We start from the raw sequence: 15,565 nt of genomic DNA, 5'->3' as shown, positions 1-15,565 counted from the left end.
TGTTTGCGCGCCATCGTCTGACGAAGCCATTCGTCGTTGCCTTCGCCGTATCCGCGCATGAATTCGCGTTCCCCCTCAGCCTATGTCCATTGACATGACAAAACAAGCGCCCCCACAGGAAGGCGCTTGTTCCAGAAACAGACTTACGATTCCAGCTTCAGCTCAAGAGCGTCCTCAGCCTCTTCAGCATCATGCTCGGAATGGTTCCGGACCACCGTCGACAAATTGCTTGCTTCACGAACCTTGTTCTCGATCGTCAGAGCCAGCTCCCCATTCTCCTTCAGGAATTGCTTCGCATTCTCACGGCCTTGACCCAGACGCTCGCCTTCGTACGAATACCAGGCCCCGCTCTTCTGGATAATATCCATCTCCGTGCCGATATCTACGATGCTTCCTTCCCGGGAAATCCCTTCGCCGTACATAATATCGATGTCTGCCTGCTTGAATGGAGGCGCGACCTTGTTCTTCACGACCTTGATGCGTGTCCGGTTCCCGATCATGTCGTTGCCCTGCTTGATCGTCTCGACCCGCCGGACATCCAGCCGGATCGTCGAGTAGAACTTCAATGCGCGGCCGCCTGGCGTCGTCTCCGGGTTGCCGAACATGACGCCGACCTTCTCGCGCAACTGGTTAATGAAGATCGCGATCGTCTTGGACTTGCTGATCGCCCCGGACAATTTGCGAAGCGCCTGGGACATGAGCCGGGCTTGCAGACCGACGTGGGAATCTCCCATCTCGCCTTCAATCTCCGCCTTCGGCACGAGAGCCGCGACGGAGTCGATAACGATAATGTCTACCGCGCCGCTGCGCACGAGCGCCTCGGCAATCTCGAGCGCCTGCTCCCCTGTATCCGGCTGGGACAGAAGCAGCTCGTCGATGTTGACGCCAAGCTTGCTCGCGTATGCAGGATCGAGCGCGTGCTCCGCATCGATGAACGCAGCTTGTCCGCCAACCTTCTGCGCTTCAGCAATCGCGTGAAGCGCAACCGTCGTCTTACCGGAAGATTCCGGTCCATATACTTCAATAATCCGTCCTCTTGGCAATCCGCCGATTCCAAGAGCTATATCAAGTGCCAACGATCCGCTCGGCACAATCTCAACCTGCATATGGTTGGACTCGCCAAGTTTCATGATCGAACCTTTACCGAATTGTTTCTCGATTTGGCGCAATGCCATTTCTAGTGCAGCGCGGCGATCTGACACATACTCACTTCCTTTGTTCCATTTGATACTTCTATCATACCGTCTTTCAATCCGTTTGCCAAGCTTTTTTTCGAACATACATTCGTTTTTTCGCAGCAGTATTTATCTTAAAATTCCATAAAAGGAACAATATTCAGTGCCCTCCTCCTCTCTATACGCAAAAAAACCGCAGCAAAAGCGACTAGCGCTTGCCACGGTTCTTCCGTCAACTCAATTGTAGCGGCTTCAGCCAAAGCAGTCAAGCTTATCCATGCTGCCGCACACGGGTCCACAGCCGGTACATGACCGCATTCACGGTTCTCAGCCGAATCGTCGAACGGTCTCCTGCCAAGCGAAGCTCCTCGACCTGTGTATCTCTCCCCTTCTCGGCGACGGCGATATAGACGAGGCCGACCGGCTTCCGTTCGGAATGGCCTGGTCCCGCGACACCCGTAATCGCGATCGAGAAGTCAGTATCCGCGATGTCCTGCATTCCTTCGGCCATCGCCTTCGCCGCCTCGGCGCTGACGGCTCCAGGCGCTTGCTCTCCTTCAAGAAGCTCGTGCGGGACGCCAAGGATTCGCTCCTTCATCTCATTCGAGTACGTGACGGCGCCTCCCTGGAACACATCCGAGCTTCCCGGCACGGACGTAATCATCTCGGCGAATAATCCGCCGGTGCAGCTCTCGGCGGCCGACAGCGTAAGCTTCCGTTCGCTCATCAGTTGAAGCAGCGCCTCCGGCAAGGAGATATCCTCCGCCGTGAACAGATGCTCTCCGATACGGCTCATAATTGCCGACTCCGTCTCAGCCAGGCGCTGCTCCGCTTGCCGTTCATCCGCCGTCTTCGTCGCGAGACGGACCAGCACTTCGCCTTCCTTCGCATAGGTGGCGATCGTCGTATGCTCCTGCGCCTCAATCAGGTCGCGTAGCATATCCTCCAGCTTTGACTCGCCGATTCCCGCGAACTTGAGCTTCCGCGTATGCAGCACCGATTCATCCACCAGTCCGCTGCCATGCAGCCATGGGATGACTTCCTGCTCGAACATCGGTTTCATCTCGCGCGGCGGTCCCGGCAGCAGGATGAAGCCGGTGCCGTCGGCCAGCAGCGCGTTGCCGAGCGCAAGTCCCGTCTCGTTCGGCAAAATCGTCGCGCCCTCGATAACCATCGCCTGGCGCTTGTTGCTCTCCACCATCGGCGTTCCCCGGCGGGAGAACATGTGCTCCATCTTCGCCACTGCAGCTTCGTCCAGGAAGGTCCCTCGTCCCAGCAACTCGGCCACGATATCCTTCGTAATATCATCCATGGTCGGCCCGAGGCCGCCTGTCAAAATAATGAGCCGCGAGCGGGTCCTCGCTGTCTCCAGCACATGGCGAAGCCGGTGCGGATTATCTCCGACAACCGTCTGAAAATAAACATCAATGCCAAGCAGCGCCAATTGCTGCGAAATAAACTGCGCATTTGTGTTTACGATTTCGCCGAGCAACAACTCCGTGCCTACAGCAATGATTTCCGTGTTCATCCTACATCATCCCTTTTCTGTTCAGCATAAGTGCATTTGGAATCATACCGTACTCCATCCAAGAAAAAATAGGCCTTTTTCCACACTGATCCAGACGGGAAAAAGCGCCTATTGTCCTGCAGACAGGCTACGAGAAATGAAGCACACTTTTATTTTTGACAAAATAATCAATACCTGAATAGATCGTAATAATGGCAGCGATCCAGGTAGAGATCAGGTCGAACGGAATGCCCACCAGCACAAACGGAAAGTTGTTCAGCAGCATCGCGACGATCGCGGTAATTTGGGTGGCTGTCTTCCATTTTCCCCACTTGCTCGCGGCCATGACCGTTCCTTCCAGCAGAGCTACCTGACGAAGCCCCGTGACGGCGAACTCGCGGCTAATGATGACGATGGCGATCAATGCGTCGCATTTGCCCATCTCGACCAGCGAGATGAGCACGGCGGCCACCAGCAACTTGTCTGCCAGCGGATCAAGCAGCTTGCCCAGGTTCGTCACCATTTTGCGCTTGCGGGCGATATACCCGTCCACGCCATCGGTGCTGGCCGCGATAATGAAGATAAGGGCCGCGATAATCTGGTTGTACGTAATATAGAAGTCTTCTATCTGAATCGGCGGCAAATAATCAAAGTTTACCAGCAAGAAGAACATCATGATCGGCACAAGAAATATTCGAGTTAACGTGATCTTGTTCGCCAGATTCACAAGACACCCTCCCCGGCCAAATCAAATTCGAGTGCGTGCGTGATTTTGACTTTGGCGATCTCCCCGATGCTTAATTTGCAGTTCGAGATGAACACTTCACCGTCAATCTCCGGCGCATCATACTGCGAACGTCCGATATATACGTCGTTGCGGCCGTCATAACGCTCAACCAGCACATCCAGGGTGCGGCCGATATGACGCTCGTTCACGTTCTTCGATACTTCGCGCTGAATCTCCATCAGTGTATTCGCGCGCCATTCCTTCACTTCGTCCGGCACATGATCCGGGAGCCGCGTCGCCGCCGTGTCTTCTTCCGGCGAATAAGTGAAGACGCCGAGACGATCGAACTTCATCTCACGCACGAAGGAAGCCAAATTTTCGAAATCTTCATCCGTCTCGCCCGGAAAACCAACGATAATCGAGGTGCGGAGGGCCACTTCCGGAATCTGCGCCCGGATTTTGCGAACCAGCTCGCGGGAATCGCGCTGGCGGCCCGGCCGGCGCATCCGCTTGAGAATCGTGTCTTCGCTATGCTGCAGCGGCATATCGACATATTTACAGATCTTCGGATTCGAGGCGAGCATGTCGATTAGCTCTTCCGTGAAAAATCCCGGATACGCATAATGAAGACGAACCCACTCAACGCCGGACACTTCGCTGACTTTGTTCATTAGCTCCGGCAGCTTGAAGCCATCATACAGATCGACGCCATAATTGGTAGAGTCCTGAGCGATCAAGCTGATCTCCTTGACGCCTTGCTCCGCAAGCTGCTTCACCTCGGCCAGAATCGATTCCATCGAGCGGCTGCGGAATTTGCCCCGCATAATCGGAATGCTGCAGAAGGTGCAATTGTTATCGCAGCCCTCCGCAATTTTGACATAAGCGGTGTAGCGCGGCGTCGCAACTTTGCGCGGCAAGATCTGTTCATAGTTGAACACCGGGTTGCCAACGCGGACCGGCTTCCTGCCTTGGAGCGCTTCGGCGACGATATCGTTAATTTTGTGGAAGTCCCCCGTGCCGACGATGCCGTCGATCTCCGGCATTTCCTCCAACAATTGTTCCTTGTATCGCTGCGTCAGACATCCGGAGACGATGAGCGCCTTCAAGCGGGCGGTCTCCTTCAAGTCTGCCAGTTCCAAAATCGTATTGACCGATTCTTCCTTCGCTGCATCGATGAACCCGCAAGTATTGACAATAATGACGGTTGCATCCTCCGCGTGTTCTACCAATTCATGCCCGTACTGATCCATAATTCCGGACATAATCTCGGAATCCACCAAGTTTTTGTCGCAGCCCAGCGTTACGATTTTGATTTGTTCTGTCATGTATACATCCCCCAACCTATCTGCAGCAGCAATAATAAAGGCCGTATAAAAAGGCTCTTAAAATAAGCAATGAATGCGTGTAACGGTTCAAGAACGACTATAGATGTACCTGCCCTCATAACCTATCCATCTATATTTATTCTAGCAATAAGTAACGATATTTAAACGCCTTTTCTATCTCATCAGTATAATACACGGTTCATTCCTCGTCAAAAAAACAGGAGAAGCCCAGCATCTCTCTCCTACAGACAGGGATGATGGGCTTTACCAAGGTCCGATTTTGATCACGAAGCTAAAACCGGCCTTTTTTGGGCTAACGGTAATTCGTAAACTGCAAATCCAATGGAATATCGGCCTCTCTCAGCAGATTCATAACGGCCTGCAGATCGTCTTTGTTTTTTCCGGTGACCCGAAGCTGATCGCCTTGAATTTGACTTTTGACCTTTAGCTTGGAGTCCCGAATCAAGATGTTGATTTTTTTGGCAATATCTTGCTCGATGCCTTGCTTCAGCTGGATACGTTGACGAACCGTACCGCCCGATGCCGGCTCGAGTTTTCCATATTGCATGTTTTTAGGAGACAAGCCCCGTTTGATCATTTTCGATTGCAAAATATCGAGCACGCTCTTCAGTTTATATTCGTCATCGGACAGGACGACCATCTCATTTTTGTCGAGCGAAATATCGCTTTTGCTTCCTTTGAAATCATACCGCCCCCCGATCTCCTTCATCGCTTGCTGAACGGCATTATTCAGTTCCTGCATATCCATCTTCGATACAATATCAAATGAGTACTCGGCCATGTTCATCTCTCCCTTTCCATAAAGTGCATGAACAACCTCTTCTTCAATATGTACAGCACAAAGGCACTCCTCCGCTGCTCAGCATGAAGGAATGCCTGTGCCGCTAACGGCATTTAGTAACGGCTGCGTGAAGGCGCGCGGAACATATCCAGTACGCCAAGCACAATATGTGCCAGCCCAAATCCCAAAATTCCGTAACCCCATGCGCTCGGAGTCAAGTAATAGCCCAACAAGCTAACGATGACGCCCAAGCCTGTGACGATCCAACTTACTGCCATGTTCGACACCTCACTTCCGGAGAGATTCAACGTACACCGCAACATTATTCTCTCCCGTTCAGGTGCGATTATGCGATAGAGCATGCAGTCCGATCGTCCCTCTCTTGGAATGGGCTTCTGTTCAAACCTGTCGCTATTTATTGGCCTCCGGAAGCGCCGCCGCCCTCTGCCGCCAGCTTCTCCGCTTCTTCATAGGAGACCACCTTGACGATGACGTTGGCAGGGTTATTGGCGGAATTACCGTCATCCAGCGTGTGGCCCATCACGGTAATGGACGTATTATCCGTTCTCCCGGATCGGAAATACAATCCCGCTTCAGGGATTTCGAAAGTCTGCTTGAAATCCGCATCAACGGTGTCCTCGAACAATACCTTGCCTTGGCCGCTGCCTTCCCGCACCGAGATCCAGCTTCTTCCTGAAGCGGCAATCTCGGCTTCTACCTTGCCGCCTTCCGGCGAGGCGACGGCATATTCATATCCGTTCGCGGATGTGCGGGCAACGATAGGTTCCTTCTCCGGTTCAACCGGCGGCACCGTCGTTTCCGGCTCCTTGGTCCCATTGCCGCTGCCCGGGGGTGGAGTCTGCGCGCCGGCGCCCGGTGTCTTCTCCCCCGTGGTGTCGCTTATAATACCCGAATTGTCAGATGTCTGATTGTCCGGTGTCTTATTGTTCACCACATAAAAATAAACAATCACAATGATCAAGGCCAAAAACGACCACATCAGTATCGTCGTTGCCCAACGCCCGAACTTGTCCGAATGAATCGCACGGCGCTTCTTCCGAATCATTGGCTCTACCGTCGTCTCCACTTCCGGAGCGGGAATATCATTGCGATAAAATTGCAGGAGCTCATCCGGATTCAAGCCCACCGTCTCTGCGTACGTCTTAATGAATGCGCGTACGTAGAACGAGCCCGGCAGCACTTTGTAATCCCCCTCTTCTATCGCTTCCAGATAACGTTTGCGGATTTTGGTCGCTTCTTGAACGTCATCCAGCGTGAGGCCCTTCTCAAGCCTGGCCTTTTTCAACAACTGCCCCAATTCCGACACATTTTCACCTCCTGCACAAAATCTCTCCGGTTGGTGCTTTCTTCCTATTTAAAAATCATAATAATTCGCCGTAAAAGATTCATATGTAATCTCTTCATCGGGGCTATTCCGCAGTTCAATGATATAATCAAAGAAATCATAATCGTAACGGGTTTCCTTCACAAATATATCCGGATGCTCAATGACCTTCGTCGACGGCATACCGAGTATTTCCTGCAGCAAGGCCGCATGGCGTTCATTGGACCGAATAGTGCTCACGATGCCATCTATAATGAAGATATTGTTGACATTCATCTCGTCCTCGGACATCTGGCTCCGCACCGTCTGGCGCAGAAGCGTCGAAGAGACGAAGGACCAGCGCTTCATGGAGCAGACGCTTCCGGCAATGATGGACTCCGTCTTGCCGACCCGCGGCATGCCGCGCACGCCGATCACCTGATGGCCGTCGCGCTTGAATATTTCGCCAAGGAAGTCAACGAGCAAGCCAAGTTCGTCCCGGGTAAAGCGGAACGTCTTCCGATCGTCCGAATCCCGCTCGATATAGCGGCCATGGCGCACGGCCAAAATATCTACCAGCCGAGGCTGCCGGAGCGCAGACACCGTGATGTTGTCTACCTTTCTCAACATCTTGCCCATCACTTCGATTTTCTCGTCGTCATCGGTCTGAAGAAGCATGCCTCTGGTCTTATCCTCGACCCCGTTAATTGTCAAAATGTTGACCTCCAGCATGCCGAGCAAAGACGCGATATCTCCGAGCAATCCCGGGCGGTTTTTATGTATTTTATATTCCATATACCACTGTTTGTACTCCATGACGCACCTCGTCCGCGGTTACAGTTCCGCCGTTTTCATTCTACAATACTCGGCACGCAAATTCCACCTGGCTTCACCGAACAAATAAGAAAAAGCGGTCACAAATTACCGCTTGGCGGACATATCCATTATAGCAGATTGTCAGCTTATATGACATGTGTTCCCGATCATATTTTTTTGAGATGAAAAGAAAGAAAGCTCTTCACAGAACTTCCTTCCTTTATCCATCAGTGCTTTTTAACTATGGCGTTCCGCCAATTTGACCATCAAGCTCGCCAGCACCTTACGGTCCTGCTCGGTGCCGACTTCCCACAATTCCTTCAGCGCCCGGTTTTCCTGGTTTTGAGGGTCGACCTTCTCCTCCAGGAACGAACCGATTTCATAGGCTAGGTTAGAGATGGTCTCTTCGGTCATTCCCAGTCCTTTCGCCTGCTTGACGCGCTCGCCGAGAAACTTTTTCCACGTGTCGAAATTTTTCATTACAGATGACATGAGAACGCCTCCTTGTGGCTAATTAAAATAATGCGTCAACAGTCGTAATATGGTCCTCCAGAGCATGAATTATGCATGGAGCAAGCTGGCTGCAGAGGGGTTACGTCTGCCAGCCCCCGTTCGGGCTGATGACTTGTCCGGTAATGTAACTGGATTCCGGCAATGCCAGGAAATAGACCAGCGAGGCAATTTCGTCCGGCGTCCCTAATCGGCCTGCAGGAATATCTTCCTCCAGAGCGCTCCGTTCCGACGTATCCAAATGCTTCATCATATCGGTATCCACAGCCCCTGGAGCGACCGCATTCACGGTGACGCCGGACGGAGCCAGCTCCTTGGCCAATGATTTCGTGAAGGCATTGACGCCTCCTTTGGCCGTTGAATACATCACTTCACACGAAGCGCCCGTAATTCCCCATACCGAGGAGACGTTAATAATGCGGCCGTACTTTTGCGAGATCATATGCGGAGCGAAGCGCTGGGTGCTGAGGAACATTCCCTTCAGATTGATGTTCATGCAATCGTCCCATTCCTCCTCCGTCACATCGGTGAACAGACCGTAATAGGCGGTTCCCGCATTGTTCACCAAAATGTCGGGCGTAAAGCCCAACTCGTCCAGCTTAGATTTCATGCGGTCGATCTGTTCGGCCGAACGAAGATCGGCGCGAATCGTAATGGCCTCTCCGCCGTATGCAAGACAGGTTCTCGCGACTTCGTTGGCGGCTTCATGCGAGTTCAAGTAATGGATGATAACCTTCATTCCGACGGAGGCGAACCTGTGCGCAATCGCGGCGCCTATGCCGCGGCTTGCTCCGGTAACGAGTACCGAGGTGTCTGCCAATGCTTTCATCTGTCATGCACTCCTTTGTTCCCGCCGACCGGCAATCAGAACAGAAGGCGCGCCTGCCAGGCACGCCTTCCTCTTTCACCTTCGAAGAGCAACGCCTTTCGAAGTGTATTCATGCATCAATCCGGCTTCTCGACGATCGAGATCGCCAGACGGTTCCAATCGAAATGATCCTGCAGCCGTTGGTGAATCTGTTCCAGTGTCAGCGATTCATATACGGAAAGTATATCAAATAAATCCGCATCCCGGAACTTAAACTTCGTGAATTCATTCGCAATGGTCTCTGGCGAATTCAGCATTCGCAAGTAGGCGCCGATCGCTTTGCTGCGGATACGCTCGAAGGAAGCCGGCTCAAATCCCGTTTTCTTCGTATCGTCCACCAGCTCCTGTACCCGCTCCACCAGACGATCCGGATCCTTCGTCTCTCCTCCCATTATCGAGAAGGCGTAATCCGGGCTGCAGTTGAACTCGCTCCCGAACGAATCCGTCGTCAGCCCTTCCTCGTATAATATCTGGTTCAAGGCCGAGCTGGAGCCGAGCAGCAGATCCATCATGATCCGTGTCGCGACTTCATATTCCAGCAGGGCACGACCGTTCAGACCCGGCTTAGGCTCCTTGCATCCGAAGTAGCAGCGCGGCAGCGAGACCGGCAGCTTCGATACTTTGCGGGCTTCGCGCACCGTCTCGGGTTCGCTGTCAAAGATACGTTCGATTTTGCCCTGCGGCTCGAATGATTTGCGGGCCTGGTTCTCGCGGATTAAGGCCATCATTCGCTCCGGATCGACGCCCCCGACGATAAAGAGCAGCATATTAGTCGGGTGGTAGAACGTATGGTAGCATGTATACAGCGTATCCTTCGTAATCGTGCCGATCGATTCTACCGTGCCGGCGATATCGATATGAACGGGATGGACCTGATACATCGCTTCGATGAGCCCGAAGTAGACGCGCCAGGTTGGATTATCGCGGTACATATTGATTTCCTGGGCGATAATTCCCTTTTCCTTCTCCACATTTTCATCCGTAAAATAAGGACGCTGCACAAAATCGACAAGCGTTTCCACATTTTTCTCGATATTGCTGGTGGAAGAGAATAAATAGACGGTTCGATCGAATGTCGTGAACGCATTCGCCGAAGCTCCCTGCTCCGCGAAGGTGGCGAAGATGTCGCCTTCCGGCTCTTCGAACATTTTATGCTCCAGGAAATGAGCAATCCCGTCGGGGACCTTGACGGCATCCTGCCCTTCTACCCGGAAGTGATTGTCAATCGAGCCGTACTTGGTGGAAAAGGACGCGTACGTTTTCTGGAAGCCGGGCTTCGGCAGCACGTAGACATCCAGCCCATTGTCCATTCGCTCGTAATAGAGCGTTTCCTGTAGTTGGGAATAGCGGCGTTGTTCCATGCCTTATACCTCCTCCCGGTTGCGCAAGAAATAAATCGTGTCGACATGAAACGTCTCGGCGGCGGCTTGGATGGCTGACGCCTCCATCTGCTCTGTGGCGGCGATCAATTGCGATGTCGTTCGCTCCTTGCCGGAGAGCACGCGGTTGAAATCGAACCCGATCATTTCAAAGGCCGAATCCCCGATCTCCCGCAGCTGATTGGCAATCATTGCCTTCGTCTGCTGCAGCTCCTTCGCATCGATGCGTCCTGCCTTCATCGCTTCGATCTGCTCCAAAATGATCTGCTTTGCTTTTTCGTAATTCTGGAATTCAATGCCCGATTGAATGGCGCAAATCCCTTTATGGCCATCCAGCCGCGACGATGCATAGTAAGCGAGACTGTTCTTTTCCCTGACATGAATAAACAGCTTCGAATGCGGGTATCCGCCAAGCACGCCGTTGAACAGCAGAGCTGCGGGATAGGCGTCGTCGGCGTAGGTTATCGTGGAACGGAGACCAAAATTGAGCTTGCCCTGAGTTACTTCCAGCCGCTCGACGACCGTATTCGGTTCTCCCGTGCGCGGCACCGGGATCGAACGGGCATAAGGCGTCTCGCCCGAGCGGTTGAGCCGGAATGATTCCTTTACGAGCCGTTCGACCTCCTTCAGACTCGTATCGCCGATCACATACACATCGATAGCCGAGTGCTCCAGCCATTGCCGATAGTTGCGGTACAGCGAAGCGGCATCGATCCCCTCCAGTTCGCGGCGGCTGCCAAGCGCATGAAGACGGTACGGCTCCTCCTTGCACATTTCTTCGATGCAGCGCTCCGCGGCATAACGGATTTTGTCATTCACGATCGCTTCAATCCGCTGCATCAGCGTTTCTTTTTCTTCCTTCACATATTTAGAACGAAAGACGCCTTCTTGGGTCACCGGTGCCGTGATACATCCTCCCAAAAATTCGAAAGCCTTCTCCAGCAAGGAATCGGCAGATTGCACAAAATCGTCGTTAATGACATCCATTCGGAACTGCACAATTTGATAATCGCCACGCTTATAAATATCGAAGCCGAACCCGGCTCCATACAGTTCATCCAGTCTCTCGCGGAACCGGATCGTCTCCGGGAACGCTTCCGTCCCCCGCCGCAGCACGAATGGTGTCAGCGCCAGTGGAGTCACGGTGTCTTCCTGCAGCGGAGCGCCCATGTAGACGGCGATCGCATAGGTCTTGAACCGCTTCGTCGGCATGACGTGAAGGCGAATCCCATTGACCGTTCCTCGTTCGAACGTCGGTTGCTTCTCCATGTACTTACCCCTTTTCTTCCGTGTACGATGCACGGCTGATGTCATGCATGTTATATTCGATACGTTCCCGATGTATACCTGTTTTGCATGAGCATGTCCCAAAATAAATGGCCGCCAGCGGCGAGACAAGCAGAAACGCCTTCGTCCCCTCCGAGGACGGAAAGCGTTTCTGGGTGAACAACAAGCCAAGTATAGATGGGATCCCGTACTTGCTATATTTGAACAAAAGAAGCAATCGGCCCACTAGACCATTGCTTCTTCGTCATGGATTACATACAGAAGATATGTTTTCCAATCGTCTTCACCTGCGGCCGTGTCCAGATCCATTTGGAAGTCGCGGTCACCGGATTGAAGTAGTACAAGCACCCTCCGGAAGGATCCCAGCCGTTGATAGCATCCTGCACCGCCTGACGCGCCCGCTCATTCGGCTCAAGCCAGATCTGTCCGTCGGCTACGGCGGTGAAGGCTCCCGGTTGGAAGATGACGCCGGATACGGTATTCGGGAAGCTAGGGGATTTGACCCGATTCAAAATAACCGCGGCTACCGCCACCTGGCCTTCATACGGCTCGCCCCGGGCTTCACCGAAGACCGCATTGGCCATTATCTTCAGATCGTTCGCTGACAATCCCATCGCATTGGAGCCGCTAACATTGCTTGGCTTGCCTCCGCTCGGGGCCGTCTCCGGCTTCCAATTCTTCGTCGCCTTGACGAGCTTGTCTCTCGTTTTCGGTCCGACAATGCCGTCCACCGTTATTCCGAACTCCGATTGGAACCATTTCACCGAATCCATGGTCTTACTGCCGAAGATGCCGTCAACATTGCCGTAATAGAAGCCGAGGAATTTAAGGCGGCCCTGCAGCTCCGTGACGTCTTTTCCCTGAAAACCGTACGTTAGCGCCGCGCCGCTGAAGGTGGGCGCGTTTTCCGTCATATGCTTGTACTGGTAAGCGCCGAACAGGACGAATACCATACACATCGTAATCCAAATCATGTGTTTTCTCATGGCCTAACGTCTACCTCTCTCTTGTGAATTTGACAGGATTGGCAACTTTATTATGAGAAACCCAAGCATTTTCTATTCACCTTGCCACTTCTTCGGTGCCGCGAGTGACCAGTATCCCATCTGTTGAGGCAAGGCCTTCTATTCGATTTCCGCTGACTGCAAAAAAAAGACGCCGCAGCGTCTTTTCATCAATGCTTATCGGTTGCCATCCGTCTTAAGAGGACAGCTTGCTCTGTTCAAATTGCTCCAGCGTCATGAGCACTTCGCGCGGGCGGCTTCCTTCATGCGGCCCGATAATTCCCTGCATATGCATATAATCGATCAACCGGCTTGCGCGATTATAACCAATGCGCATCCGCCGCTGCAGCAGCGAGGCCGATGCTTGCTGAGCTTCCAGCACAATCCGGAGCGCCTGGTCATACAATTCATCGACCGGCTCGTCCGAAGCCGACCCATTCTCATCCAGCTCGGGAACAAGCTCTTCATTGTACTCCGCTTCTCCCTGGCTGCTCACATACGTGACGATCGCCTCTACCTCCTGATCGGACAGGAAGGCGCCCTGGACCCGAACCGGCTTCGAAGCGCCTACCGGCAAGAAGAGCATATCTCCCCGTCCGAGCAGCTTCTCCGCGCCGGCCGAATCGAGAATCGTTCGCGAATCGACCTGCGATGACACGCCGAAGGCAATCCGGGAAGGAATGTTCGCCTTGATAAGCCCGGTGATGACATCGACCGATGGCCGCTGGGTCGCGATGATGAGATGGATCCCGGCGGCCCGCGCCATCTGGGCGAGTCGGCAGATCGCATCCTCTACATCGTTGGCGGCGACCATCATCAGATCGGCCAGCTCGTCCACGATGACGACGATGTACGGCAGCAGCATATCCGGCTGCTCGGCCATCAGCTTGTTGTAGCCTTCAATATTGCGCGTACCGGATTTGGAGAACAGCTCATAGCGCTTTTCCATCTCGACAACGATTTTTTTAAGGGCAAGCGACGCCCGCTTCGGATCGGTGACCACCGGAGCAAGCAAGTGCGGGATGCCGTTATACACATTCAGCTCGACCATCTTCGGGTCGACCATGAGGAATTTGACTTCATCCGGCTTCGCTTTGTACAAAATGCTCGTAATAATGCCGTTAATGCAGACCGACTTCCCTGAGCCGGTTGCGCCCGCGACGAGCAAATGGGGCATCCGGGCGAGATTGCCGACGATCGGCATCCCGGAAATATCACGGCCGAAGGCGATGGACAAGCGGGAAGGCGCTTCGGTAAAGGTTGGCGTCTCCATCACTTCCCGCATCGTTACGACCGACACTTCATTATTCGGCACTTCGATGCCGATGGCCGATTTCCCCGGAATCGGTGCTTCCATACGGATATCCTTAGCCGCCAGGGCAAGGGCGATATCGTCGGACAAGCTGACGATCCGGCTTACCTTGACCCCGATATCCGGCTGAATCTCGTAGCGTGTAACCGCTGGTCCCCGCACCACTTCCAGTACTTTGGCGCGCACCCCGAAGCTCTCCAGCGTCGCTTCCAGCTTGCGTGCCGTCTGCATGAAGTCAGAATGCTCGCCACCCTTGCCTGCGCTCTGCTGCTTGGCAAGCAGCGAGAAGGAAGGAAGCCGGTATGGCTTCGGCGGCTTCTTGACCGGCACAGGCGGTGCTTCGGCCGAATCCGATTCATCCCCATGCAATGCTCCGTGGCCGGCATCCGCCGATTCAGAATCGGTGGCAGCCCCCTCCTCTCCGCCCGCCTGAACGCCGCCCTGCGGAGTGACAGGCTCGGTCTCATGAATGCCATCTTCATCAGCCTCGTCCTCCCAGCCGGCCGCATCGGATGTCTGCTGAGCGGTGAAATCGCGGAACAACGGTGCTGCTTCCTCCGCTCCGTCAACGGCAGCGGACCGTTCTTCCGTCTCCTGCTGCAGCGGAATCGCGGTCGGAGCGCCAGCCGTAAATACGGCCGGATCTTCCGCATATTCTTCGTCCTCCATATCGCTCCGGCGCTTGCCGCCGAACAATTGAACGAAGACAGGAACCTTTTTCCGGCGCGGAGGACCGTCCTCATCCTCTTCCTCTTCTTCCACCGGATCGGGAATTCGCTCACGCGAACGCTTCGCCTTGGCGGCAGTTCGGGTTTTGCGCTCCGCCACTTTGCGTTCATTGAGCCGCGCTTTGCGCTTCTTGTTGACAATGGCGGCCCATTTTTTAATCTGGGTCCGTATTAAGCGTACCAATTCGACATAGGACAGCTGAGTCGCCAGCATGAAGCCGATGAACAGCAGCACGATCGTAAGGAGCTTGGTGCCCAGACTGCCGAACAGCACGAACAGGACGCAATACAGCGCCGCCCCGATATATCCGCCACTGATATCCTTTTGGAGCATCGTACCCGCTGAGCCCGTGTCCGGAGACTGCAGCAATTCAACCTTCAATGCGTTATGTATGTCTTGAAAAATAATGCCCGCACGAACCTCCTCCGCGCCGGGTAGTATCCGCTGCTCCACCGTGTTGACCGTGCTTATCATCGTCATAGCCAGCATGATGCAGAGCAATCCCGTCTTCCGCGGATTCCAGCCGGAAGGCCACTGGCGCTTGATCATGACGGCAAGTCCGATATATATGAACACAAGCGGTATAATAAAGTACCATTTCCCCAACAGCATGCCCGCGATCTTGGACAAGGAGCGGCCGAATGCCGCACCGCCTGCAAGGGCAATGACAGAACAGGTTATCATCAAAATACCGTAGATTTCATATTTCAGACTCTTGCTGAAGGACGCCTTTTTTTTCTTCCTCCGTGCCAAATGCGCTCACCTCCATCGATCCATTATATCACAGAACAACCGTTCTT

General features: G+C 53.6%; 14 protein-coding genes. All 14 read right to left on the bottom strand.

Features of this window, described 5'->3' with window-relative positions; all coding sequences use genetic code 11:
• Positions 1 to 143 precede the first annotated feature (143 nt).
• Positions 144 to 1,202, bottom strand: a complete 1,059-nt coding sequence (recA, locus tag FLT43_RS27795; RefSeq protein ID WP_087441369.1) for a recombinase RecA — start codon at positions 1,200 to 1,202, stop codon at positions 144 to 146.
• Between the two features lie 244 nt (positions 1,203 to 1,446).
• Complete coding sequence (locus FLT43_RS27790; protein WP_087441370.1) at positions 1,447 to 2,703, bottom strand: competence/damage-inducible protein A; 1,257 nt, start codon at positions 2,701 to 2,703, stop codon at positions 1,447 to 1,449.
• A 127-nt stretch (positions 2,704 to 2,830) separates the two neighbouring features.
• Positions 2,831 to 3,409 (bottom strand): CDP-diacylglycerol--glycerol-3-phosphate 3-phosphatidyltransferase, encoded by a 579-nt coding sequence (gene pgsA / locus FLT43_RS27785; protein ID WP_087441371.1) that lies wholly within the window; start codon positions 3,407 to 3,409, stop codon positions 2,831 to 2,833.
• The gene (rimO, locus tag FLT43_RS27780; RefSeq protein ID WP_087441372.1) at positions 3,406 to 4,734 is read right to left on the bottom strand and encodes a 30S ribosomal protein S12 methylthiotransferase RimO; all 1,329 of its coding nucleotides are present in this window, start codon (positions 4,732 to 4,734) and stop codon (positions 3,406 to 3,408) included. Before rimO ends, pgsA begins: the two co-directional genes overlap by 4 nt.
• 313 nt (positions 4,735 to 5,047) lie before the next feature.
• Positions 5,048 to 5,536 carry a YajQ family cyclic di-GMP-binding protein gene (locus tag FLT43_RS27775; RefSeq protein ID WP_087441373.1) on the bottom strand — a complete coding sequence of 163 codons (489 nt, stop codon included), beginning with the start codon at positions 5,534 to 5,536 and terminating at the stop codon, positions 5,048 to 5,050.
• A 113-nt stretch (positions 5,537 to 5,649) separates the two neighbouring features.
• Positions 5,650 to 5,814, bottom strand: a complete 165-nt coding sequence (locus FLT43_RS27770; RefSeq protein ID WP_006678365.1) for a hypothetical protein — start codon at positions 5,812 to 5,814, stop codon at positions 5,650 to 5,652.
• Positions 5,815 to 5,951: 137 nt separating this feature from the next.
• On the bottom strand, positions 5,952 to 6,863 hold the full coding sequence (locus FLT43_RS27765) for a helix-turn-helix domain-containing protein (protein ID WP_087441374.1): 912 nt from the start codon (positions 6,861 to 6,863) through the stop codon (positions 5,952 to 5,954).
• 48 nt (positions 6,864 to 6,911) lie between these two features.
• Positions 6,912 to 7,676 carry a DUF3388 domain-containing protein gene (locus FLT43_RS27760; protein ID WP_087441375.1) on the bottom strand — a complete coding sequence of 255 codons (765 nt, stop codon included), beginning with the start codon at positions 7,674 to 7,676 and terminating at the stop codon, positions 6,912 to 6,914.
• A gap of 237 nt (positions 7,677 to 7,913) precedes the next feature.
• Positions 7,914 to 8,168 carry a DUF3243 domain-containing protein gene (locus FLT43_RS27755; RefSeq protein ID WP_087441376.1) on the bottom strand — a complete coding sequence of 85 codons (255 nt, stop codon included), beginning with the start codon at positions 8,166 to 8,168 and terminating at the stop codon, positions 7,914 to 7,916.
• 100 nt (positions 8,169 to 8,268) lie between these two features.
• Positions 8,269 to 9,015, bottom strand: coding sequence for an elongation factor P 5-aminopentanone reductase (ymfI, locus tag FLT43_RS27750; protein WP_087441377.1), 747 nt, complete (start codon positions 9,013 to 9,015; stop codon positions 8,269 to 8,271).
• A 116-nt stretch (positions 9,016 to 9,131) separates the two neighbouring features.
• Entirely contained in the window at positions 9,132 to 10,415 is a 1,284-nt protein-coding gene (gene yfmH, locus FLT43_RS27745; RefSeq protein WP_087441378.1) for an EF-P 5-aminopentanol modification-associated protein YfmH, read from the bottom strand.
• 3 nt (positions 10,416 to 10,418) lie between these two features.
• The gene (gene yfmF / locus FLT43_RS27740; RefSeq protein ID WP_087441379.1) at positions 10,419 to 11,702 is read right to left on the bottom strand and encodes an EF-P 5-aminopentanol modification-associated protein YfmF; all 1,284 of its coding nucleotides are present in this window, start codon (positions 11,700 to 11,702) and stop codon (positions 10,419 to 10,421) included.
• A 269-nt stretch (positions 11,703 to 11,971) separates the two neighbouring features.
• Positions 11,972 to 12,706 (bottom strand): spore cortex-lytic enzyme, encoded by a 735-nt coding sequence (sleB, locus tag FLT43_RS27735; RefSeq protein ID WP_164776107.1) that lies wholly within the window; start codon positions 12,704 to 12,706, stop codon positions 11,972 to 11,974.
• Between the two features lie 214 nt (positions 12,707 to 12,920).
• The gene (locus FLT43_RS27730) at positions 12,921 to 15,518 is read right to left on the bottom strand and encodes an FtsK/SpoIIIE family DNA translocase (RefSeq protein WP_087441382.1); all 2,598 of its coding nucleotides are present in this window, start codon (positions 15,516 to 15,518) and stop codon (positions 12,921 to 12,923) included.
• Positions 15,519 to 15,565: the final 47 nt, after the last annotated feature.

Origin of the sequence: Paenibacillus thiaminolyticus, assembly GCF_007066085.1 — a bacterium.
Taxonomy (GTDB): domain Bacteria; phylum Bacillota; class Bacilli; order Paenibacillales; family Paenibacillaceae; genus Paenibacillus_B; species Paenibacillus_B thiaminolyticus.
This window is presented reverse-complemented; position numbering and strand designations above follow the sequence as displayed.

Coding starts and splice junctions, on each gene's coding strand:
- FLT43_RS27790 (WP_087441370.1), bottom strand. CDS start 2,703: ATGAACACGGAAATCATTGCTGTAGGCACGGAGTTGTTGCTCGGCGAA.
- rimO (WP_087441372.1), bottom strand. CDS start 4,734: ATGACAGAACAAATCAAAATCGTAACGCTGGGCTGCGACAAAAACTTG.
- FLT43_RS27775 (WP_087441373.1), bottom strand. CDS start 5,536: ATGGCCGAGTACTCATTTGATATTGTATCGAAGATGGATATGCAGGAA.
- FLT43_RS27770 (WP_006678365.1), bottom strand. CDS start 5,814: ATGGCAGTAAGTTGGATCGTCACAGGCTTGGGCGTCATCGTTAGCTTG.
- FLT43_RS27760 (WP_087441375.1), bottom strand. CDS start 7,676: ATGGAGTACAAACAGTGGTATATGGAATATAAAATACATAAAAACCGC.
- FLT43_RS27755 (WP_087441376.1), bottom strand. CDS start 8,168: ATGTCATCTGTAATGAAAAATTTCGACACGTGGAAAAAGTTTCTCGGC.
- ymfI (WP_087441377.1), bottom strand. CDS start 9,015: ATGAAAGCATTGGCAGACACCTCGGTACTCGTTACCGGAGCAAGCCGC.
- yfmH (WP_087441378.1), bottom strand. CDS start 10,415: ATGGAACAACGCCGCTATTCCCAACTACAGGAAACGCTCTATTACGAG.
- yfmF (WP_087441379.1), bottom strand. CDS start 11,702: ATGGAGAAGCAACCGACGTTCGAACGAGGAACGGTCAATGGGATTCGC.
- sleB (WP_164776107.1), bottom strand. CDS start 12,706: ATGAGAAAACACATGATTTGGATTACGATGTGTATGGTATTCGTCCTG.